The following is a 21,758-nucleotide window of genomic DNA, read 5'->3' on the forward strand; positions in this document are numbered from 1 at the left end:
AACGAGGCCTCATGAAAACGAAAGTGGCCCGCCTGACGATCGGCAAAGTAGGCGCGCAGGCAGAGCGCGACCGTCTGGAAGGCGATTTCCTGCCAAGGAATCAGTGTCTCAGCAAAGAGCGCTGTTTCTAGCGTTTCCAGTCCGGGTGCGAAACGGGCTTCAAGTAGTCGGCCGCGGTAAAAGAGGTGGACCTGACTGATCTGGGGTACGCTGATCAAGGCGCAAGCCTCGTCGAGTTCGACGTGTGCGCAGGCCTCCTCGAGCGTCTCGCGCACGGCTGCCGCGCGCGTCGTTTCGCCGTTTTCCATGAAGCCGGCAGGTACCGTCCACAGGCCGTAGCGTGGCTCGATCGAGCGGCGACAGAGAAGTATCCGGCCATCCCACTCGGCGACACAGCCAACGACAAGCTTTGGGTTCGAGTAGTGGATCGTTCCACAGCGTGCGCAAACATGACGCGGCAAGTTGTCGCCGGGAGGGATCGTCAGGTGAACTGTGCCGCCACACTGATTGCAGAAGTTCATGCCAAAGGATCCCCCAAAAGGTCACTGCGCCGAGCGTGTGAGTTTACCGGAATCTGCGCGCCGGCAAGATGCCGCTCAGGGGCGCGCCGACCGGTGGCGGGAGTGGCTGAGCTTTGCTTGGCGCCAATCGTGTAGACTGCAGCGCGGCGCATCGCGTGGCAGGTGGCGCGCAATCGTTGTCGATGAAGACTTGAGCCACGCGCGGTGCAGGCCTCAATTGAAATTCGGCTCGTCGGGAGGTGAAGAATGGCGGATATCAAGGATGCCGTGGAAGACGCGGTGAATAAGGCGGAACAGGCAAGTTCGGACAGACTGATGAACGTGATCGCGGCACTCGTCGCGATCCTCGCAACGGTGATGGCGGTGTTCAACATCAAGGATGGAAACATCGTTCAGGCGATGGCGCAGGCGCAGGCAAAGAGCGTCAGCGCGTGGACCTATTTTCAGGCGAAGAGCACCAAGCAGAATCTGGCCGAGAGCATGCTCGACCAACTCACCTTCGAACGCGAGCGCGGTGCGCTGACGCCGGAGGCGGCTGCGCTCCTCGACAGGAAAATTGAGTCCTACCGTGAGCGCGTGGCGCGCTACGAAAGCGAGAAGCAGGAGATCAAGCAACAGGCCGAGGCTTTCGAGCGCGAGTACGATCGCCTCAACTTCCATGACGATCAGTTCGATATCGCCGAGGCTGGAATTACGGTTGGCATGGCCATGCTCGGCATCGCCGCGCTGACCCGGCGCCGGTGGCTGGTCGGGTTCGCGCTGGTTTTCGCCGTCGTCGGTGTTGCGTCCGGCGTCAGCGGCTTCCTGGGTACGGGTTTCCATCTGGACGCCATTGCTCGACTGTTGGGCTGAGCAAACAGTATCGGCGCAGGCAGTCGCTGCGCTGCCGCTTGCGTCTCCCTGAGTCGTCCGCCGAGTGTTAAAGTATCGGCCGCCGCTCGCCTGGGCGGTCGAAACGGAAACCGCAGCTTGCCGAGCAAGCGACTTTCAGGGAGGATCGTCAGGATGAAGTGGTGGTTGTTGTGCGCATGTCTTGTCGTCGCTTCTCTCGTCTTGTGGCTGATCCGCGGGCGGCGCGCAGCGCAGTCGAATGCGTCCGCGCAGTCAGCCGGCCAATCCTATCACTCGGTCACGATCAGGCATCCGAACGATGCCTGTGTCGCAGTGAGGGGCGTTGCCGGCCGGAAATTTCTCGCGCGCGAGGCACCGCTTTTTCCGCTCGGTAACTGCGAGGCCGCCACTTGTCGCTGCCGGTATGTCCATTACGACGATCGGCGGGACGATGAAAGGCGTAGCCCTTTCGCAGTGCGTCATGTTCTGCTGACTGGTTCTGAACAGCGCGAGCGTCGCGTCGCGCCTGACCGCAGGCACGTGCGGGCGAGTGGTGTACGCCGCACGCTCCGTTAGCACGACCGAGCTGAGCGAAGTACGCTAGCAGGTCCAGCCACCGGCTGCGCCGTCGCGGCGAAGTCGTCGCGAGTGGGCTCTACCAGGATGCCCGGTCTACGCAAGCGGTAAGAGAGCGTGCAATGGAATCATGCGTGGGCTTCTGCGCTGGTTCGATCATTGCGCGCAGGTTGGTCCGTCAGGCCGTTCGGCGCGGCTCGCCCGAGGGTGGCAATGCGGCCGCAGTTGATCAGCGACCGCGACCACGCTTTGGCCGATGGTCACCGAATGGGGCACCGCGACCTTGGGTCATACCGACCAGGTGACGATTCCTGCCAAGCCAACCAGCAAAGTGCACGAGCAACTTCGGCAATTCGAATTCGGGGTCGACCCGCTGCGCTACGCCGGCCGCGGATGGCGCACTGCCTGCGGTTCAGTTCGCCGGAGGTGATTCCAGTGGGGTACGCCTGCGGGACCTGCGGCGCAACCAGAACGCCATGATGAGCAGGCCGCCCGCCAGGCCGACGGCCAAACCAGCCAAAGCCGCTGGGCGCCTCGCCAGATCAGCATCTTCCCGGGCGATGTCGAGCACCGGGTTGGCGAGCAGATTGGCAGAAACGTGAGCACTGGCCAGTTTCCAGCGATCGCCTTCCTTCACCACGTTGACGCTCCAGCGAAGCTTGATGCTGCGCTCGCCGCCGTGGCGGAACGTGAGCTTGCCGGCCGACCGGCCAAATACGGCAGCCGCCGCGTCGCGCGCGACGATGCTCGTCTCCTCGGCTATCGGCTCGACCTGGATTTTCCGGAGAACGGCGTCTGGACCATCGACTAGCCGAGCGTAGTACTTCTCGATGGCATCGGCACCCACCAGTTGTTGGTCATCGACGGTGATCAGCGTGAATTCGGGTAGCGCAATGTCGGCGAGTGCTCGGAAGTTCCGGGTGTTTACCGCATGAGTTGCGGCGACCAGCAGGCCACGCAGATTGGCGTCATCGGTAACGGTCAAGCCGCTGTTTGTCAGTTGGGCCGTCGCGCCGCCAAGCAAGGACAAGGAGAGCGCTACGGCCGCCAAGAAGCGAATAAACCTCATTTCCTTGCCTTTCCGCGCAGGAGTCCGACCTCATCGCCGGCTATCATAGACTGATCGGATGCGGGCAGACAAGGCTGTCTACGCGTCGGACCGCCGTTCTTGGCGCGTGCAGCCATTTGCCGTCCCTGCCTCAGGCGAGCAGCGCGACGGGCGCGCCGACCACGAGGTTGAGGCGCGCCGCAGCGTGGCCGCGATTGACGGCGATTTCAACGAGCCCAAGGCTGTTCTCGTACCAGAACACCTGGCCAATCGGCACAGCCGAGAAAACCCTTGCCGACGCAATATGTTCGGAGGGCGTGGCGATGGTGGCATCGGGTGCGACGTTGGCTGCTCGCCAGCCGGTCATCGCATTGCCGTAGTGGTCGAGATAGATAATCTGCGGCAGGTCGTTGCCGGAAAGGCGCTCGGTCAGGCTGGCGCAATCGGCTAGGTCGTCGGCAGGCCAGTTGCCGATGGCAATGCGTGCGGCAATCGGTGCAAACAGGTCACGCCCATGAAACGAGGCGGACAAACGCGACGGGCGCCAAGTGATGCGCCAGGCTCTACACCTCAGGGCGCGGGCGGCGACGACGGCGAGCAGTCCGTTATCGGGACCGACATAGTACTTGCCGTCGGCTTCCAGGACTACCGGCAGGCGCTCGCTGCCGACCCCCGGGTCGACGACCGCGACAAAGACGGTTCCCGGATCGAACTGCGCCTGCAGCGCAGACAACAGGTGAGCACCGGCAAGAGGGTCGAAGTTGGGCACCCGGTGCAGCAAGTCGACAATCGGAATCGAACCGCCCGTCTGCCGGAGGAGGACGGCTTTCATCTGGCCGACATAGGGATCGTCCAGGCCAAAATCAGTGTAGAGAGCGATCACGGAGCGGCTCTGGCGGCGGGTGGGGAACACGCATAGCTGACCATCGGATGGCGAATGGTCGTCAGCGCTGGTGAACACATCTACTGTACGGCCCCTCGCAGGCGTCGTTTGCTGTTCCGCACGGTGCATCGTGGAAAGCGGTGGACGATTTCTCGACAAACACTCATGCGGCGTCTGTCTCCTGCTGCAGGCGCCGGCTCTGCGCACGGTAGGCGGCAAGGAAGGTTTCCTTGTCCAGCGCGCTCCAGCCCGGCGTATGGCGCATCAACTGATCGATATCGTGCGCGCCAACACGCTTTCGACTAAAGCCCTTGCGCAGCTTTTCGAGGTCGATGAAGCGGACGTCAGCTTCGCCCAGGACCGCGCCGTCTGCCATCGGCAGGCACTTGATGAAAAGGTGCTTGCCGTACAGGCAACTGTGCTGCAGGCGATGATGGTGCAGGCGGGCGCAGGCCTGTGCGACGACCTTGATGACCGACTGGCGCAGCGGAGATGAGCCTTCCGGATGGCGGTCATTCCACTCGTCCAGGCTGACGAACTCGTCCAGCGCGCGGGTGACCAGGATGGCACGCCAATGATCGTCGGTGTTTCGGTCGCCGTAATAGAGCGCCTCAACAGCGGCGATGCGCAGCTTGCGCAGGTGAAGGATGTTGGCGTACTCGCGGTAGAACGTCGGGATGCCGCGTACCGGATGGCGAATTGTTCGACAGAGGTGGTTATCCTGTCGCTTGACGAAGACCGCAGTCCCATCCCGCAGGACATGGCGGCTGACGCCGCTCCAGCCGCCGCGGCGTTCATTCGGCGCCTCATGCCACGCGACTTCCAGTGTCCACAGCTCGTCGAAGCCGCCCAGGCCGTTCGCGGTAAGCAGGTGCCGCGCCGCCTGGTCGGTAAACATCTCGCGTGTGCCCACCGCACGCGGCCTCAGGCGTGCACGGGAATGCGGGTAGCCGGCTTGCGCAGGACGTAGGTGCGCCACATGAACAAGCGAGGGAGGAAGTCGACATGTCCGCTGATGGTGAATCCGGCAGCGCGGCATTCGCGCTCGAACTGTGCGCGCGGGACAACGAAACGATTGTCGCTCTTTTCGCCTTGGTGACGACGCTGTTCTTCCAGCTTGCGCCGACGCCACGCCTTGTAGTTGCCGTCAACCCAAAGGGAGACGACGACGCTGTCACGCGTCACGCGATGGAACTCCTTGAGCATGGCGATGCGGTGCGCTGAGTCGCCGATGTGGTGCATCAGGCGAATCGAGAATATGCAGTCGACGCTGCTGTCCGGCAAGGTGATCGCGAAGGCCGAACATTGCAGCAATCGAAAACGCCTTACCACCTCTGGCTCGCGGACCTTGCTGGCGACTTCGAGCATTCCGGGGCTGTAATCGGCTGCGAGCAACTCACGCCCGGGTTCCTGTGCGAGCATCGACCAGAATCGGCCCGTGCCACACGGGATGTCGAGGATTGACGTCGGATTTCCGGTGAGGCGCAAGGCGCGCTGCGCCATGCGGTGCTCGATGCGGTCTGAGAGCCGCTTTCGATTGTGCTTCTCGAAGTACTCCTGCGAATGCTCGTCGGTGTATTTTTCCGAGAATGCGAGGTGAATTGCGGGTTCTTGTTGGTCGCTCATCTGCTGGTCATTTCCTCGCCGGTCAAGGCGTTGGTGGGGCGCCGCGTTGCAAGTCGGCGGAGCATAGCATACTGCTGCGGCTCCAGGCAGATGCCGCTGCGGCGGCCCGCCCGGGCCTTGGACAGGCCAGTAGCGAGGAACTCAGCCTGGCCTCCTGGGTTTGCCGGTGAGGCGGTCGAACCGCTGCTGGCGGGTGGCCGGCGCGCTGAGGTCTTTCCCTGCGCGCGGGCTGGGCGTGGCCCGCCACGCCGCGAGCCAGAGTGTCCGCCCGCGCGACGGTAGCCGATTCGCCGGCACTCTTGCTGTAAAATGCCGGTTCCTGGGGTTCTCGATCCACGTATTGGACTGACTCGCTCGGCCATACGCGCGATCGGAGCTTCTGCAGTTATTCACCTGCCGAAGGAGAGCGACGTGAGAATGCGCCTTGCAACGCCGTGCGACCGACGTGCGCGGCCCGCCCGCGAGCGGCTTCGCGTCTGGGACGGACGGCTGATCGCTCTGTTTTGCGCTTGCTGCGCAACATCTGCGCAAGCTTCCTGCCCTGACCCGACGACCTTCACCGGCAATGTCTGCAGCCGCTTGTCAGATACCTGGAACGATGGGCAGGGAGAATTGCTCGTCCCCTTCCATACCTACCACTTGCGCTTTGCCTATACGCAAGAAAAGATCGATTCCTTCGTCGAGAACACGTGGGGACTGGGTTACGGACGAAGTCGGTACGATGCGCAGGGAAACTGGTATAGCCTCTACGCGATGGGTTTCCGCGATTCGCACGGCAAGTTCGAACCCGTCCTGGGCTATGCCTACCAATGGATGTGGGGCGAGGCCAAGGGCGCCCATGCCGGTCTCGGGTACACGGTATTGCTCACTGCGCGCTCGGATATTGGTCACTACACGCCCATTCCCGGGGTATTGCCGATCGCGTCGCTGGGCTACGGGCGCGGCGGACTGAGCATGGCCTATGTCCCGGGCGGGAAGGGGAACGGGAACGTCATCTTCCTTTGGGGGCGGTTCGCTTTCTGAGCTTGCGTGGTGCCCCACTTCGCCTGCGCGGCGTGCGGACAGGATGACGTGGCGCGTGCGTTTGCCGTCTTGCAGACTGTTCGGCTGCGCGGGCAGAGGGAAGCTTGCCGCTACTTGCTTGGCGAACCTTGCGATTATCGGCAGTGGACTGCCTTGCCGTCATGCTTCAAGCGGCGTCGCGCGCATCTTCGTCACTGGCTACCTGTTGCAGGATCGCGCGCGCTCGGCGCGCGATGTCGTCAAGCGTGTCGAGTTGATTGATCAGTCGATGCTCGACATGGACAAGCTCGTCGATGCGTTCTTCAAGCGTGTCGGTTGCCTGATGGATACGCTTGATGCTCTCCAGACGGCGCTGAAGCTGGATCTGGTGTTCACGAATCTGGATCTCGAGCGGCGCCATGATCGACTTGAGCCATGATTCGGTGTCGCGGTTGGCGCGTTCAAAAACCTTTCTGACCTGTACGGCAACTTCCTCGAAAAACCTTTGTGTAAGTTGGCTTTTCTCATGCGTCAAAAGCTGGAACAGCGTATTGATGTGTCTGCCACACCATCGGTCGAGCCGGTCGAGTTCCTTTTCGTAACGCGACAGCGAAAAACCGCCAGGCGTGCCAAGTTTGAGTCCATGCTCAACCGCGAACTTCTTGTAGATGGCCTCCATCATCGTCAGAATCTCGCCGACCTTGGTCTTCGAGTCAGCCAGGTTGCCTCGCGCCACCGAAAAGAAATCGTTCATCGCGGCCGATAGCGTATGCGAGAAGGTCGCGTTGGCCATCGCTTCGCGCGTTGTCGTTGTCAATAGGCGCAATGAATCGAGTCCAAGATGCGCGAAGAGGTTGTTGGTCAAGCGCGAAAAGACGCTGCGTACCGCGTAATAGTGCTGCAGCCCGGTTTCGAACTCCTCCTTTTCCTGTCGGACCTTGCCCATCATGTATTCGACGACGCCCTTGTTCTTGCCGCGCAGTTCGGCCAGTTCGGATACCTGCTCGCGCAAACCTACCAGGCGCGACTCGAGCAGGCTGCGCGTACGCTGACAGCAATCGACGAACTCGCTTTCCGTATTGTCGCGGATGATCTCCTGCTTGGCCGGAATGAGTTCGCTGGAGAGCGCACGTTCCAGGGCTGTCAGCCGGCTACGCAAAAGCAGGTCTTCGTCGCCGTTGATCTTTGCCAGCAGCGCCTTCTGCGCCGAAACCGGAAAGACCTGTCCGCTGGGCAGCGACAGTGTCCACGCGCAGTTGTCGATCTGCTTGTTGATTTCGGCCTCGATTTGCGCGCGCGACCTGAGCTCGTCCCACAAGGTGTCGATCTTGTTCAAGACGACGATGCGGCCCTTTTTCCGACCACTCGAGGCGCCTATGTGCTCGCGCCAGACGGTCAGATCGGACTGGGTGACGCCGGTATCCGCGGCCAGGATGAACAGCACCGCATGCGCGTTGGGGAGCAGCGAGAGCGTCAACTCAGGTTCGGTGCCGATGGCGTTGAGGCCCGGCGTGTCGAGAATGACCAGACCCTGCTCGAGCAGCGGGTGCGGAAAATTGATGATTGCGTGCCGCCAACACGGGATTTCGACCGAACCGTCGGACTCCACCTGAAACGCGGTGCAGTCACCGTTGGCTACCGTGAACCCCAGCCGCTCGGCGCTTGCCGGGTCGACGCGCGTGGTATCACTGACATGGCGCAGAGTCTGCTGCATGGCTTCCGCGGAGTCCACCGGCAACGGCAGCGAGATCCATTCATCGGGACGGCGCTTGTACTCGCTGATGCTTGTCGTCGACGCGCGGGTTTCGATTGGCAGTAGTTCAATCGAGGGTGGACGCTCGCGGTCGAACATCAGTTCGGTGGGGCACATGGTCGTGCGGCCAGCCGTCGACGGCAGTATGCGATGGCCGTAATCGGCAAAAAATATGGCGTTGATCAGCTCGGATTTGCCACGGGAGAACTCGGCCACGAAAGCAATGTGTAACCGGTCCTCGCGCAGGTTCTCGAGCAGATGGGCTAGACGGCGGTCGGTCTGGGCGTCGCTCAACTCGTTGTCGGACAGCCAGCCAGCGAACTGTTCGAGGACATCGGAAAGATGGGTGCGCCACTCGCTGTAGGCGGCAAAACGTCGGACAAGCATTATGGATGGTTCCAGCCCAGCACAAGGTCTCGTACTCTACCACACACCTTCTGACAATCAACGACTTGCCGGCTCCAGCCGGGAGGTGGCAGGAGCGCCCAGTCATTCGTCATGGGGCGCGTCGGCGAGCGCTGCTCAGCGCGTCGGCCGACTCAATGGCTGACTCGCGTTTCGCCGCGCCCGGAAAGTAGACGTACCCGCTCGCCGGGCAGAAAACGCTCGTCGGCTTCCTGGACGACGGAGACGAGTTGGCCGTTGTCGAGCCGAACGCTGATCTCGAGGCCAATCCGGCGCGTTGTCCCCTCCTCGACAGCCGAGCCGGCCAAGCCGCCGACCAGGGCGCCCAGGATGGCGCCTACGATCTGTCCTTTGCCGCCGCCGACATTGCTCCCGGCAACGCCGCCAACGGCCGCCCCTGCCATCGTGCCAACGCCCGACTTGGTTCCTTCCAGGCCGACTTCGCGCACGCTTTCGACAATGCCTTGGCGTATCGTCATTTCGTGTCGCGCTTGCTCGCGCGTGTAGACGCTACCGGACTTGCTGCTGGCACAGCCGACGAGCAGCGCGCAGATTAGTGCAATCAGTAACCGGTTGGCTATGTTCACGGCGGTCTCCTTCAACAAAGTGAGCTGCCAAAACTCCGGCTCAGGCATTCAGCGATTTCGTCGCGGCTTGGCCGATGGTTTTGTCCGCCGCGCTGCGCAATCTTCAACGAGCCCATCACGGCGGCCAGTTGCCCAACCTTCTCCCACGGCCAGCCGGCGGCAATGCCGTGCAGCAGACCCGCTCGGTAGGCATCGCCGCAGCCCGTCGGATCGACGACCGCCTCCGCCGGGACGCACGGAATGTTGTAGCAGGTGCTGTCGGCGTAAATGCGCGAGCCTTCTCCGCCCAGCGTGACGATCAGTGCTTTGAGCTGATCGGCCAGTTCGGCCAGCGACCGGCCGGTCCGATCACACAGCATCTTGGCTTCGTAGTCGTTGAAGCAGGCGTAGTCGGCCATCTGCACGAACTCGAGTAACTCGGGGCCGGAGAACATCGGGAGACCCTGACCGGGATCGAAAATGAAAGGAGTGCCCTGCTGTGCCAGGTCGCGCGCGTGCTGCAGCATCCCGTCACGGCCGTCCGGGGCGACGATCGCCAGGGTCACGCCGGTTGCATCGGAAACCCGGTTGGCGTGCGAGTGAGTCATCGCCCCGGGATGAAACGCGGTGATCTGGTTGTCGTCCAGGTCGGTCGTGATGAATGCCTGGGCCGTGAAGCTTCCGGCGATTCGGCGCACATGGGTGCGCGTCAAGCCTAGCTGGTCGAGGCGCTGCAAGTAGGGATCGGCGTCGTCGCCGACCGTCGCCATGATCAGCGGATCACCGCCGAGCAGCTTCAGGTTATAGGCGATGTTGCCGGCACAGCCGCCGAATTCGCGCCGCATTTCAGGAACGAGAAAGGCGACGTTGAGGATGTGAATCTGCTCGGGCAGGATATGGTTCTTGAAACGATCATGGAAGACCATGATATTGTCGAAGGCGATGGAGCCACAGATCAGGATGGGCATGGAGTTCCTGCAAACGTGCGTGAGCGTTGACCGGCGGCAAGTATAGCATTGGCGCCAGCGTAGACCGGCCGGTCGGCCGGCCGTTCGCCGCCCATCAGGGATAGAACAGGTACAGTCGGTAGCCGGCGGCCTCGATCGACCGGGTCTCCAGACGAAGGCGGATGTCGAGATCGGACCTGGCCGGAAAAGACCCCGCCGCCAGGGCGTCTGGCAGGAGGTACTCCTCCGGGAAGAGGACACGCCGGGCAATGACCTTGTCTCTCGTATCAGTCAGCGCAAGTTCGATTAGCGGATACGCCTGAGCATGGTTCGCCTGGTTACGCACCGTCATTTGCAGCGTCAGCAGCGCCGCCCGACCGGGTTCACTCTGCAGGTCCGATGCTTCGATTGTCAGCAAGTCAGAGCGCTGCGGCAGCGGAAGCTCGCTGCCGATGAGTTCGCACAGCGCACTCAGCCACGGGTGCAGACCTGGCACAGCCAGGCTGATCGTGGTGCGCAACTGGAAAATCAGTTGCGCCGCCAGCAGTACGGAGAACAGCCCGACAAGCACGCCGAGGAGCAGCTTTTCCCGCCGCTGGCTGGCGGCGCTGCGCGCTGGGCGGCGCGCGTCTCCCAGCCAATGCTTCTTGCTCTCCTGGTCGCTCTCGCCAGGCGAAGATAGGGGCGCGAGAGGGGTAGCCGTTGTCGCGGTAGTCAAGACCTCCGTCGATCGCTCTGCCGCAGCCTGCGCTGCGCGATCGGCGACTTCGGGTGCCGGCGAGCCAGGCAGCCAACCGCCATCCCGTTCGCCCCCGAGGCCGGCGGCGTCGCTTGCCGCCAGGTCGCTGGTCAGCGCAGCCGGGCTTGGATCCTGGCCGAGTGGAGCCGTGGACGCGGTCGGCGGGAGAAGCGGTGCGGCATCGTCGGACAGTTCGTCAAAGGCATTGAAAACGGTTCGGCAGCGACCACAGCGAACCTGCCCCGAGCGCGCGCGCAGTTCGCCGGAAGTGATCCGGAAGACCGTCCGGCAGTCCGGGCAGGCCGTTTTCACCGGTTAATCCTTGCTGCCGGTCAGGCATACCCAGCCGTCCCGCGCGTCGTGCACGGCGAGATGCAGGTAGGGGGCGTAGGCGGCAATCATTTCGTCGGCCTGCTCGACAAGTATGCCGGACAGCGCCAAGCTGCCGCCCGGTCGGACGTGCGCACAGAGCGCCGGTGCGAGAACCTTCAGCGGATTCGCCAGAATGTTCGCGACAACGATGTCGAACTCTCCTGACAAGCCTTCCCGCGCGTCGTAGAAGCGTGCATTGACGGCATTGCGCTGCGCGTTGCTGGCCGACGATGTGACCGCCTGGGGGTCGAGGTCAACACCGATCACCACGCTTGCCCCGAGCTTCGCTGCCGCGATGGCGAGGATCCCTGAACCGCAGCCGTAATCGAGTACGGACACCCCGCTGCGCACGCTGCGCTCGAGCCATTCCAGGCAAAGGCGCGTCGTAGGGTGCGAGCCGGTGCCGAACGCCATGCCCGGGTCGACGACGAGCACCGTTGCCTGGGCGTCCGGCGGCGTATGCCAGGAGGGAACGATCCATAAGCGCGGTGAGACGCAAATCGGCTCGAACTGCGACTGGGTCACCTGCACCCAGTCCTGTTCAGCGACCTCTTCCTGGGTGAATTTGGGCAGTTCGGGAAGGCCGGCGCGGGCGGCGCTGGCACTGACCAGTTGCGCAACGTCTGACGACGGCGCGACGAGTGCAAGCACGCGCGAGCGCTCCCAACCCAGCTGTGTCTGTGCGCCTGGCTCGCCGAACTGCGGTCTTTCTTCAGCCGTTCCGGCGTCGGCATCTTCTATGCTGACCGACAGCGCGCCGTACTCGAGCAGCGCATCGGCCAGCGCTTCGGCGTGTTGGCAATCGGTGTCGATGCTCAGGGACAGCCAGCTCATCGCGGTTATCGCTCACCGTCGGGCAGGCAGGCAGCGGTGGCGCTGGTCGAGCTTGACCAGGGTGCTCCGCCGATGGGGCAAAGCGGACGCGCAGCCGCGTGCGGATTGCTCATGCCTTACCTGCCGAAGGCTGGCGGAGAAGAGGGCGCACGCTGATTCAGCCGCCTTTTCTGACCTCGTCCTTGGCAGCCAGCCGATGCTCCAGGTAGTGAATGCTCGTACCGCCTTCCATGAAGCGAGCATCGTGCATCAGTTCCTGGTGCAAGGCGATGTTGGTGCGAATGCCTTCGATGCTCATTTCCGAGAGCGCGGTGCGCATTCGGCGGATCGCCTGTTCGCGGCTGTCGCCGTAGGAAATCACCTTGGCGACCATCGAGTCGTAATGCGACGGGATTGTATAGCCTTGATAAATGTGCGAATCGACGCGAATCCCCGGACCGCCCGGCGGATGGTAGAAGCTGATCTTGCCCGGTGAAGGGACGAAGGTGTACGGGTCTTCAGCGTTGATTCGGCATTCGATCGCGTGCCCGCGGAAGCTCAGGTCGCGCTGACGGAAACGCAAACGCTCGCCGGCCGCAATGCGAATCTGCTCGGCGACCAGGTCGACGCCGGTGATCAACTCGGTGACCGGATGCTCGACCTGAATCCGCGTATTCATCTCGATGAAATAGAACTCGCCGTTTTCGTAAAGGAATTCGAAGGTTCCCGCGCCACGGTAGTTCAGGCGCCGGCAGGCCTCGGCACAACGCTCGCCGATGCGCACGATGTGGCGTGTGGCGATGCCCGGCGCTGGTGCTTCCTCTATGATCTTCTGATGGCGGCGCTGCATCGAGCAATCGCGCTCGCCTAGATAGACCGCCCCGCGAAAACTATCGGCGAGTACCTGTATCTCGATGTGGCGCGGGTTTTCGAGATACTTCTCCATGTACACGTTTGGATTGCCAAAGAAGTTCTGCGCTTCGGCGCGCGTCAGGTTGACCGCATTGATCAGTGCTGCTTCGGTGTGGACGACGCGCATGCCGCGTCCGCCGCCGCCGCCCGCCGCCTTGATGATGACCGGATAGCCGACCACTTTGGCGATGCGCAGGATCTCCTTCGGATCTTCGGGCAAGGATCCTTCTGAGCCGGGAACACAGGGGACTCCGGTGACTCGCATCGCTTCCTTGGCGGAAACCTTGTCGCCCATCAGGCGGATCGTCTCTGGACGCGGGCCAATGAAGACAAATCCGGATGACTCGACGCGCTCGGCAAAATCCGCGTTTTCCGAGAGAAAACCGTAGCCCGGATGAATCGCCTGCGCGTCGGTGACCTCGGCCGCCGAGATGATTGCCGGCACGTTGAGATAGCTCTGCGCTGAAGGGGCGGGACCGATGCACACCGACTCGTCGGCCAGGCGGACATACTTGGCTTCGCGATCCGCCTCGGAATGAACGACGACGGTTTTGATCCCGAGTTCGCGGCAGGCGCGCTGGATGCGCAGCGCAATCTCGCCGCGATTGGCAATGAGGACTTTCCCGAACATGGCAGAGGCTTCCTTTTCAGCCGATGACGAAAAGCGGCTCGCCGTATTCGACGGGCTGGCCGTTCTCGACCAGGATGGCCTTGACCGTACCGGCCGTTTCAGCTTCGATCTCGTTGAGCAGCTTCATCGCTTCGATGATGCACAGCGTCGCGCCCGCCTTGACGACGCTGCCGACTTCGACGAATGGCTCGGCGCCGGGGCTGGATGCACGGTAGAAGGTGCCGACCATTGGCGCTTTGACGATGTCACCTTCCGGCAGTTCGGGTTCGGCTGGCGCACTGACGTTCGCTACCGCGGCGGCGGTCGGCGCAGCCGGATGCGCCGGGGCAAGCGGCGGATAGGCGTAGGCCTGGGCGGGCGCGGCGCCGTGTTTGACGATGCGCACCTTTTCCTCAGCGTCGTTGATTTCAAGTTCGGTGATGCTGGACTCCTCGACCAGGTCGATCAGTTTCTTCAGTTTCCGCAGGTCCATCGATATACTCCGGGAAATTACGCTTGCAGGGTTGAACGCTCGCCATCAGGGCCGATGCTGGTCTGGCGATGAGCGGTGGCTTACTCGGTGGCGATCCTGCGCAACAGGTATTCGAGCGCCAACAGGTATCCTTCGCTGCCGAGGCCGCAGACGACACCGATTGCGAGGTCGGAAAAATGGGAGTGATGGCGGAACGGCTCGCGCGCGTGGATGTTCGACAGGTGAACCTCGACGAAGGCAATGCCGCTACCGGCGACGGCGTCACGCAAGGCAATGCTGGTATGCGTATAGGCGGCCGGATTGATGATCATGTAGCGAATGTTCTGCTCGCGCGCCGCGTGTACCCGTTCGATCAGCGCGCCTTCGTGGTTGCTCTGGAAAGTTTCGAGAACGACACCTGCGCGTTCGGCGCGCTGCGCCAGCGCGCGGTTGATTTCGGCGAGCGTCGTCGAGCCGTAATACCTGGGTTCGCGGGTCCCCAGGAGATTCAGGTTTGGTCCGTGCAGAACCAGCAGCCGGGTTTGTTCCGGTGCTGTCGTGGGGTCTGGCGAAGCGTCCTTTTGTTTCCTCATGCCCGCAAGTTTGCCGCAAATCGCCGCATTTTGTCCAGTCTCGGGTCGGCTAGGCGGAGCCTGGGCGGGCTTCTTGCCGATCCCGCGCACGCCCCGCGGGAAAGAAAAAGGCCACCGTGTCGGCGATGGCCAGTGGGTTTGCGCTGGACAGCAACTCGTTCAGCCGATCTTGAACATCAGCGAAGGAGCGGCCGAGTTCAAGGCGACGCTGATCGGCAGTTGGTGCGTCGTCGGACCCCAGAACTGGCGCGGCCCAGGCGACGCGAAGCAGTCGCCGGCCGCCCATTCGTCGCGCCGCGAGACGAAGAACTGCATGGCCGGCGAATCCATCCTGACCAGTGCTTTCTCGATGACGAACTCGTTCTGGCCGTGCCGGCGCTCGATGTTCAGTAGTCCGGCAAGCGGGATTGCCTGCGGCGTTCCGCCGCTGGTCAGGCCAGTGATCGTTGCCATGTAACCGGTACGTCCATCGAGGATCAGCGAGCCGGCGGTCAACCCGAGGTTGAAGGTGTAGGCCGCGTCAAATAGCGTCGGGGCGCCACAACGTCCCTCGTAGCCGAGGAAATGGCTATGTGCAGCGAACGGCACGTTCGGGTCGATTTCCTTGACCCGCGCCCTGGCCATGTCGATCAGCAGTTGTTCGGTTGGAATCAGCGAAACCTGCAGGTTGCCGTGCGAGTCGCGTTCGGCGAGCAGCATGCGCACGATGTACGACGGCAGCGACGCAAGCAGCCCGGCATTCGCTGGGCTGAGCTTGCTGCCGATGAATCCCGGCTTCGCGTCGTCGCTCAGCGTGGCGAACTCGCCGGCGTGGTGCGCCAGGACATCGTTGAGTTCGGCGATCATCCGGTTCATTTCCGGAATGAACTCGATCAGGCCTTCGGGTGCGAGCAGCACACCGTAGTTCATTCCCTTGTGCGAGCGCTCGACGATGACTTGCGCAATGCGCTCGATAATGCTGGCGAGCGACATCTGGCGGGCGGCGATTTCCTCCGAAATGAGCGCGATCGCCGGTTTCGTCTGCAGAGCGACTTCGAGCGCGACATGCGAGGCGGAGCGGCCCATCAGTTTGACGAAGTGCCAATACTTGAGCGACGAACTGGTATCCTGCAGGATATTGCCGACCATTTCGCTGTAGATGCGCGTCGCCGTGTCGAAGCCGAACGAGATCGAGAGCAGTTCGCTGATCTGCAGATCGCCGTCGATCGTCTTCGGGACTCCGATCACCTGGACGCCCGACCCATCGGCCTTGACGCCAGTGAACAGGGACTCGGCGAGCACCGCAGCGTTGGTATTCGAGTCGTCTCCGCCGACGACGACGATTGCGTCAAGCTGGTACTTGATGCAGGTTTCCCGTACCTGGGCGAACTGCTCGGCGCTCTTGATTTTCGTCCGGTCTGAACCCAGGAAGTCGAAGCCTCCGGTGTTGATGATGAAATCGCCGTGTGCATCGCTGATTTCGAACAAGTTTCCCTTGAGCAGACCTTTCGGGCCGGCGCGCACGCCGAACAGCGTGTTGCCGGCGCCGAGGACTCGCTTGAGGCCGCAGACGACATTGTGCCCGCCGGCTGCCGGGCCGCCCGAGAAGAGAACGGCAACGCGCTTGCCGTGGACTGCTGCGCTGCGCGCGCCGCTCGAGGCGAGAACGACATTGCCCGAGGCAGCGACGGTGCGCGGAAACTGTTCGCGCACGCCTTCGCTATCCTTGGTGCTCAGGATGCGGCTGGTATTGGTGAAACCGACCGGCTGCGGGTGGCTCGACGAGCCGAAGGCAGCACAGACCGGCAGGGGGAGCTGGCGCACGGCGGATTCGAATACCGACTTGTGCGCTTCTGTCTGGATGAGCTGTTCGACGAGTGTGCTCATGGTTTGATCCTCGCTAGGGTGTTCATATCTTGACTGGACTTGCTGTGCAGGGTGGATCGGCAGGGCGCTGCGGAAAGCAGATCGGCAACGCCCCACCGGGTTCGTGGTGAGCGATCAGGCAAGTGTCCCGACGTTGTTCAGATCGGCAAATGCCTGTTTGAGGCGGGCGCGGAAAGCATCCTCACCCTTGCGCAGCCAGGCGCGCGGGTCGTAGTACTTCTTGTTCGGTTTGTCGTCGCCTTCCGGGTTGCCGATCTGGCCCTGCAAGTAGCCCTCATTCTTCTTGTAGAAACCCATGACCCCGTCCCAGAAGGCCCACTGCAGGTCAGTGTCGATGTTCATCTTGACGACGCCGTAGGAGATGGCTTCGCGAATCTCTTCCAGCGTCGAGCCTGATCCGCCGTGGAAGACGAAGTTGATCGGGCGGTCCTTTGTCGCGAACTTCTTCTGCACGTAGTCCTGCGAGTTCTTCAGGATGATCGGCTGCAGCTTGACATTGCCAGGCTTATACACGCCATGCACATTACCGAAAGCGGCGGCAATGGTGAAGCGGTCGCTAACTTGCGAGAGTTGCTCGTAGGCGAGCGCCACGTCTTCCGGCTGCGTGTAGAGCCGGGAGCTGTCCACGCCGGTGTTGTCCACCCCATCCTCCTCGCCGCCGGTGACGCCGAGTTCGATTTCCAGGGTCATTCCCATCCTGCTCATGCGCTCCAGATAGCGCTTGCAGATCTCGATGTTCTCCTCGATCGGTTCTTCCGAGAGGTCGAGCATGTGCGAGCTGTAGAGTGGCTTTCCGTGCACCTTGAAATACTGCTCGCCAGCGTCGAGCAGCCCGTCAATCCAGGGCAGCAACTTCTTCGCCGCGTGGTCGGTATGCATGACGACCGTTGCCCCGTAGAGTTCGGCGAGCTGATGAATGTGGTGGGCGCCGGAGACTGCACCAGCGATGCAGGAGCGCTGGCCCGTGTTGTCGAGGCCTTTTCCGGCAAAGAACTGCGCGCCGCCGTTGGAAAACTGGATGATCGCCGGCGCATTGAGCTGGCTGGCCGTCTCCATGACGGCGTTTACCGTGCTCGTGTTGATCACGTTGACGGCAGGCAGGGCGAATTGCTTTGCCTTGGCCAGGTCGAAGATGACCTGCAGGTCGTCGCCAGTGGCGACACCGGGTTTGATGTTTGTAGCGTTCATGGTTTGCGTTTCCGGGGGGGTGGTTGATCGAGGAAGGCAGGGGCGTAAGACGAGTCAGGCGAGCCAACGGAGGCGACAACAGCGGGGGCCGTACGAACACGTGTGGGAAAAAGATGCTGGTGCAGCCCGCTTCAGCCGAAGTATCTCTGGCGTGTCGCGGCGCGTCAAGCGCCGTCTGGCGATGGCTGCACGTGCGCGGTTGCAGCGCTCACCAGCCTGCTCTCCAGTTCCTCAAGCGGGGGTGGCAGCGCCTATAATTGACGTCTGTCCTTTCCCTACACTCTCCATGGAGGCAACATGGCTTCGGTCAACAAGGTGATACTGGTCGGCAATCTTGGCGCTGACCCGGAAACGCGTTACTCGGCAAACGGCGACGCCGTGTGCAACATTCGCATGGCGACGACCGATCGTTTTCGTGACAAGGCAAGCGGCGAACTGAAGGAGAGTACCGAGTGGCACCGGGTCGTATTTTTCGGCAAGCTCGCCGAAACGGCCGGGCAATACCTGAAGAAGGGTAGGCAGGTCTATGTCGAAGGACGCATTCGCACCAACAAGTGGCAGGACAAGGATGGCAACGAGCGTTACACGACCGAAATCATCGCCAACGAGATGAAGATGCTCGGCAGCCGGGAGGGTATGGGCACGCCGTCGCCGGCTGACGGTGAGTACGGCGGCGCCATGCCATCGACCGGCGCGCCGGCACGCTCGGCGCCAGCCAGGAAGACGCCCAGCTTCGACGACATGGACGACGACATCCCGTTCTGAGGCGGGTCGGGCTACTGGTGCGGGCTGCGGTCCAGGGTTCGGGCAGCAGCTCGTGGCGCTGAACGGCGCGGCGGCCGCGTACTTGCCCTCGCGCGCGCCGCATGGGAAACTGAACTCACGACTAACCGCTAGGAGAAATCCATGAACGCTCAGGACATCACGCGTTGGCAGGAAATGGCGCTGCAGTATGGCTCGGAACTGGGGGTAAAGGTTCTCGCCGCAATCGCCTTCTGGGTCATTGGTCGCTGGCTGATCGGCCAGGTGGGAACGCTGGTGCAAAGCGCACTCGAGCGCCAGAAGGTCGACGCGACGGTCATGCGTTACCTCGGCACGGTAATCAACGTGACGCTGAACATTCTGCTGGTGGTCGGCATTCTCGGCTACTTCGGGATCCAGACGACGACCTTTGCTGCGTTGTTCGCCGCCGCCGGCGTCGCCATCGGACTCGCCTGGTCAGGGCTGCTGGCCAACTTCGCGGCTGGTGTCTTCCTGATCATCCTGCGTCCGATCAAGGTAGGTGATTTCGTCACGGTCGCCGGTATCACCGGTACGGTCAAGGAAGTCGGGCTCTTCGCCTCGGCGATCAACACGCCGGACAACGTCCTGACGCTGGTCGGCAACAACAAGATATTTTCGGACACGATCCAGAATTTCTCGCTCAACGCGTATCGTCGGGTTGACCTGAAGGCGCAGTTGTCGGGCGCCGCCGACCATGCAGCCGCCATGGCGCTGCTCAGGGAAAGGATCGCCGCCATTCCGAACGTGTTGGCCAGTCCGCCGGTGGATGTGGAGATTCTCGAGTTCAATCTGGTCGGTCCGGTGCTCGCGGTGCGCCCTTACTGCCATAACGATCACTATTGGCAGGTGTATTTCGACACCAACCGGACGATTCGCGAGTCGCTGACGGGTGCCGAATTCCCGGCACCGATGCCGGCCCAGGTGGTCTTCGTCAACCAGCCAGCCAGTGGCGCTTGACACGGTTTGACGCGGAGGCAACGCCGGCTGTCCGGTCCGGCGCGCGCAGCGACCTTGGGCGGCTTGCCGCTCGGTGCATGTGCGCGCTCCGGCCGGCCTCTGGTGTGCCGTTTGCCTTGCAGAGAATGCTGCGACCCTCGCCTCTGTCCAGGTCGTAAAGCGCCATGGCTGCCCGGTTTCTGAGCGGGAATCTGCTCACACTGCTGAACAGTGGTACCGAGTACTTTCCGGCACTGATCAAGGCGATCGACGGCGCGCGGCATGAAGTGCATCTGGAAAGCTACATTTTCGAAGACGATGCGACCGGGCGTGCGGTCGCCGACACGTTGTCCAGGGCCGCGCAGCGTGGCGTCACCGTGCGTGTCCTGGTCGACGGCTTCGGGGCGCGCGACTTTGCCGACCGCTTGCTGCCGGAGCTAGTTGCGGCTGGCGTGCAGGCGATGGTCTATCGGCCTGACATCGCGCGCTTTCAGTTGCGTCGGCATCGCCTTCGTCGTCTGCATCGCAAGCTGGTCGCGGTGGACGGCGAGATCGCTTTCGTCGGTGGCATCAATGTCATTGACGATCTGAACACACCACATCAGGTTCCGCCACGCTACGATTATGCGGTGCGCATCGAAGGGCCCCTGTTGACGCCGATTCAGCAGGCGCTGCACCGCTTGTGGGAAATCGTCCTGTGGGCCAAGCTGAACCGCCGCTATCGCCTGCTGCCGTCTGTCCAGAAAGCGCCTGAGGCGCGTGGCGAGCAGACGGCTGCCTTCCTCGTGCGCGACAACATACGTCACCGGCGCGACATCGAAGAAGCGTATCTGGCGGCCATCGCTGCGGCAAGCCAGGACATCATTCTCGCCAACGCGTATTTTCTTCCCGGGCGGCGTTTTCGCCGCGCTTTGCAGGACGCCGTCAAGCGTGGTGTGCAGGTCGTCATTCTGCTCCAGGGTCGCATCGAGTACCGCCTGCTGCACTACGCGACACAAGCGCTCTACGGCAAGCTGCTCGGTGCCGGGATTCGCATCTTCGAGTATCGGCGCAGTTTCCTGCACGCCAAGGTGGCGGTGATCGACCACCACTGGGCAACGGTCGGCTCGTCGAACATCGATCCTTTCAGCCTGCTCCTGGCGCGCGAGGCGAATGTGGTCGTCAAGGACCGAAAGTTTGCCGAAGAATTGCGGCGCAGCCTGCGGCAAGCGATGCAGAACGGTGCCCGCGAATTGCCGTTCGACAGCTGGAAACGCCTGCCCTGGCATTCCCGGCTACTGCGCTGGGCGAGCTACAACCTCGTTCGCATTCTGGTTGGTATTGCCGGTTACGGGGGCAAGCGATAGGCTGCGAGGAAGGGCGCGCACAGCCGGGACATGAGCGATCGACCAGGCGCTTGTTGCCCAGTGCCAGAAGTCGCGAATGGGCGCATGGCGGATTTCTTCGGGCACGGCGTGCCCGAGAAAGCTCAAAGCGGCCGCCAGCAGCGGGCTACCCTGCGCCGCGTCGATGGCCGCGGCGCGTGTTTGTTTAGACAGTTTTTCGCCGGCAGCGTCGGTGACGACGGGCAGATGCGCGTAGCTGGGTGTGGCCAGCGCAAGTCTCTCGTGCAGCCAGATCTGCCGCGGCGTCGAGTCGAGCAGATCGGCGCCACGGACGACCGCGGTGACTCCCTGTTCAGCGTCGTCTACGACCACGGCCAACTGATAAGCAAACTGCGCGTCGGCGCGCAGGACGACGAAGTCGCCAACTGCCTGCGCCAGATTCTGTCGAAAGCGGCCTTGCACCCGATCGTCGAAGGCGATCTCACAGTCTGCGACACGCAAGCGCCAGGCGGCCGGGTGGTGCCGCCGAGCGCCGCCAGTGCGGCAGGTTCCGGGATAGATGCGCCCCCCATCGTGCGCCGACGCCAGCGCGCGCGCCGCGATGTCGCGCCGCGAACACGAGCAGGGATAAACTTCGCCGGCCAACCGCAGACGCTCGAGCGCAGCCTGGTAAAGGTCCACCCGCTGGCTCTGCACGGCGACCGCCCCGGTCCACTCGAAGCCCAGGCGGTCGAGCGCGTGCAGGATGGCGTCGCTAGCGCCACGTACCGTACGCGCTTGATCAAGGTCCTCGATGCGCAGCAACCACTCGCCGCGATTGGCGCGCGCGTCGAGGTAGCTGGCGAGTGCCGCGACCAGCGAGCCGAAGTGTAGCGCACCGGTTGGCGACGGTGCGAAGCGGCCCCGATAGTCTCGGCGACCGCTACTGTCCTGGCGCATGCTGGGGTCCACGGACTGTTGCCTTCCTATTTCCGCCCTTGCCGAGTAGAAT

The 21,758-nt window shown here is 62.7% G+C and carries 21 protein-coding genes; 5 read left to right on the forward strand and 16 right to left on the reverse strand.

Annotated features, from left to right (window positions below):
• Positions 1-521: NUDIX hydrolase (locus tag Q1L59_RS08420; protein ID WP_300330809.1), on the reverse strand; the 521-nt coding region annotated here is incomplete at its 3' end.
• A 246-nt stretch (positions 522-767) separates the two neighbouring features.
• Between Q1L59_RS08420 and Q1L59_RS08425 the strand changes: the two genes are divergently transcribed.
• The gene (locus Q1L59_RS08425) at positions 768-1,373 is read left to right on the forward strand and encodes a DUF4337 domain-containing protein (RefSeq protein ID WP_300330811.1); all 606 of its coding nucleotides are present in this window, start codon (positions 768-770) and stop codon (positions 1,371-1,373) included.
• A gap of 967 nt (positions 1,374-2,340) precedes the next feature.
• Here the strand turns inward: Q1L59_RS08425 and Q1L59_RS08430 are convergent.
• The 4 genes from Q1L59_RS08430 to Q1L59_RS08445 form a co-directional block, all read right to left on the reverse strand.
• Entirely contained in the window at positions 2,341-2,997 is a 657-nt protein-coding gene (locus tag Q1L59_RS08430) for a nuclear transport factor 2 family protein (RefSeq protein ID WP_300330814.1), read from the reverse strand.
• 130 nt (positions 2,998-3,127) lie between these two features.
• The gene (locus Q1L59_RS08435) at positions 3,128-3,859 is read right to left on the reverse strand and encodes an SAM-dependent chlorinase/fluorinase (RefSeq protein ID WP_300330817.1); all 732 of its coding nucleotides are present in this window, start codon (positions 3,857-3,859) and stop codon (positions 3,128-3,130) included.
• Between the two features lie 163 nt (positions 3,860-4,022).
• Positions 4,023-4,772 (reverse strand): lipopolysaccharide kinase InaA family protein, encoded by a 750-nt coding sequence (locus tag Q1L59_RS08440; RefSeq protein WP_300330820.1) that lies wholly within the window; start codon positions 4,770-4,772, stop codon positions 4,023-4,025.
• A gap of 11 nt (positions 4,773-4,783) precedes the next feature.
• Entirely contained in the window at positions 4,784-5,485 is a 702-nt protein-coding gene (locus Q1L59_RS08445; protein WP_300330823.1) for a class I SAM-dependent methyltransferase, read from the reverse strand.
• A gap of 417 nt (positions 5,486-5,902) precedes the next feature.
• On the opposite strand from Q1L59_RS08445, the gene pagP reads away from it, so the two are divergent.
• Positions 5,903-6,508, forward strand: coding sequence for a lipid IV(A) palmitoyltransferase PagP (gene pagP / locus Q1L59_RS08450; protein ID WP_300331518.1), 606 nt, complete (start codon positions 5,903-5,905; stop codon positions 6,506-6,508).
• 166 nt (positions 6,509-6,674) lie between these two features.
• On the opposite strand, the gene Q1L59_RS08455 is transcribed toward pagP, so the two are convergent.
• The 10 genes from Q1L59_RS08455 to fbaA form a co-directional block, all read right to left on the reverse strand.
• On the reverse strand, positions 6,675-8,627 hold the full coding sequence (locus tag Q1L59_RS08455; RefSeq protein ID WP_300330826.1) for a dynamin family protein: 1,953 nt from the start codon (positions 8,625-8,627) through the stop codon (positions 6,675-6,677).
• Positions 8,628-8,779: 152 nt separating this feature from the next.
• Positions 8,780-9,232, reverse strand: coding sequence for a glycine zipper 2TM domain-containing protein (locus Q1L59_RS08460; RefSeq protein ID WP_300330828.1), 453 nt, complete (start codon positions 9,230-9,232; stop codon positions 8,780-8,782).
• 11 nt (positions 9,233-9,243) lie between these two features.
• Complete coding sequence (locus Q1L59_RS08465) at positions 9,244-10,179, reverse strand: carbohydrate kinase family protein (protein ID WP_300330830.1); 936 nt, start codon at positions 10,177-10,179, stop codon at positions 9,244-9,246.
• A gap of 94 nt (positions 10,180-10,273) precedes the next feature.
• Positions 10,274-11,209: a DUF3426 domain-containing protein gene (locus tag Q1L59_RS08470; RefSeq protein ID WP_300330833.1), complete on the reverse strand. Its 936-nt coding sequence runs from the start codon at positions 11,207-11,209 to the stop codon at positions 10,274-10,276.
• 3 nt (positions 11,210-11,212) lie between these two features.
• On the reverse strand, positions 11,213-12,103 hold the full coding sequence (prmA, locus tag Q1L59_RS08475; protein WP_300330835.1) for a 50S ribosomal protein L11 methyltransferase: 891 nt from the start codon (positions 12,101-12,103) through the stop codon (positions 11,213-11,215).
• A gap of 157 nt (positions 12,104-12,260) precedes the next feature.
• Entirely contained in the window at positions 12,261-13,625 is a 1,365-nt protein-coding gene (accC, locus tag Q1L59_RS08480; protein WP_300330838.1) for an acetyl-CoA carboxylase biotin carboxylase subunit, read from the reverse strand.
• 16 nt (positions 13,626-13,641) lie between these two features.
• A complete protein-coding gene (accB, locus tag Q1L59_RS08485; RefSeq protein ID WP_300330840.1) occupies positions 13,642-14,097 on the reverse strand; it encodes an acetyl-CoA carboxylase biotin carboxyl carrier protein in 456 nt (151 codons plus the stop codon).
• 80 nt (positions 14,098-14,177) lie between these two features.
• Positions 14,178-14,669, reverse strand: coding sequence for a type II 3-dehydroquinate dehydratase (aroQ, locus tag Q1L59_RS08490; RefSeq protein ID WP_300330843.1), 492 nt, complete (start codon positions 14,667-14,669; stop codon positions 14,178-14,180).
• A 159-nt stretch (positions 14,670-14,828) separates the two neighbouring features.
• Positions 14,829-16,535 (reverse strand): diphosphate--fructose-6-phosphate 1-phosphotransferase, encoded by a 1,707-nt coding sequence (locus Q1L59_RS08495; protein ID WP_300330846.1) that lies wholly within the window; start codon positions 16,533-16,535, stop codon positions 14,829-14,831.
• Positions 16,536-16,649: 114 nt separating this feature from the next.
• The gene (gene fbaA / locus Q1L59_RS08500; protein WP_300330849.1) at positions 16,650-17,723 is read right to left on the reverse strand and encodes a class II fructose-bisphosphate aldolase; all 1,074 of its coding nucleotides are present in this window, start codon (positions 17,721-17,723) and stop codon (positions 16,650-16,652) included.
• 297 nt (positions 17,724-18,020) lie between these two features.
• Between fbaA and ssb the strand changes: the two genes are divergently transcribed.
• The 3 genes from ssb to clsB all read left to right on the forward strand — a co-directional run bounded on the left by ssb (position 18,021) and on the right by clsB (position 20,788).
• Complete coding sequence (gene ssb / locus Q1L59_RS08505) at positions 18,021-18,488, forward strand: single-stranded DNA-binding protein (RefSeq protein WP_300330852.1); 468 nt, start codon at positions 18,021-18,023, stop codon at positions 18,486-18,488.
• A gap of 141 nt (positions 18,489-18,629) precedes the next feature.
• A complete protein-coding gene (locus Q1L59_RS08510) occupies positions 18,630-19,463 on the forward strand; it encodes a mechanosensitive ion channel family protein (RefSeq protein ID WP_300330855.1) in 834 nt (277 codons plus the stop codon).
• 164 nt (positions 19,464-19,627) lie between these two features.
• Positions 19,628-20,788, forward strand: a complete 1,161-nt coding sequence (clsB, locus tag Q1L59_RS08515) for a cardiolipin synthase ClsB (RefSeq protein ID WP_300330858.1) — start codon at positions 19,628-19,630, stop codon at positions 20,786-20,788.
• Here clsB and gluQRS read toward each other — a convergent pair.
• A complete protein-coding gene (gene gluQRS, locus Q1L59_RS08520; protein ID WP_300330862.1) occupies positions 20,717-21,706 on the reverse strand; it encodes a tRNA glutamyl-Q(34) synthetase GluQRS in 990 nt (329 codons plus the stop codon). The genes clsB and gluQRS overlap by 72 nt on opposite strands.
• Positions 21,707-21,758 lie beyond the last annotated feature (52 nt).

Origin of the sequence: Accumulibacter sp., from assembly GCF_029255125.1 — a bacterium.
GTDB lineage: Bacteria > Pseudomonadota > Gammaproteobacteria > Burkholderiales > Rhodocyclaceae > Accumulibacter.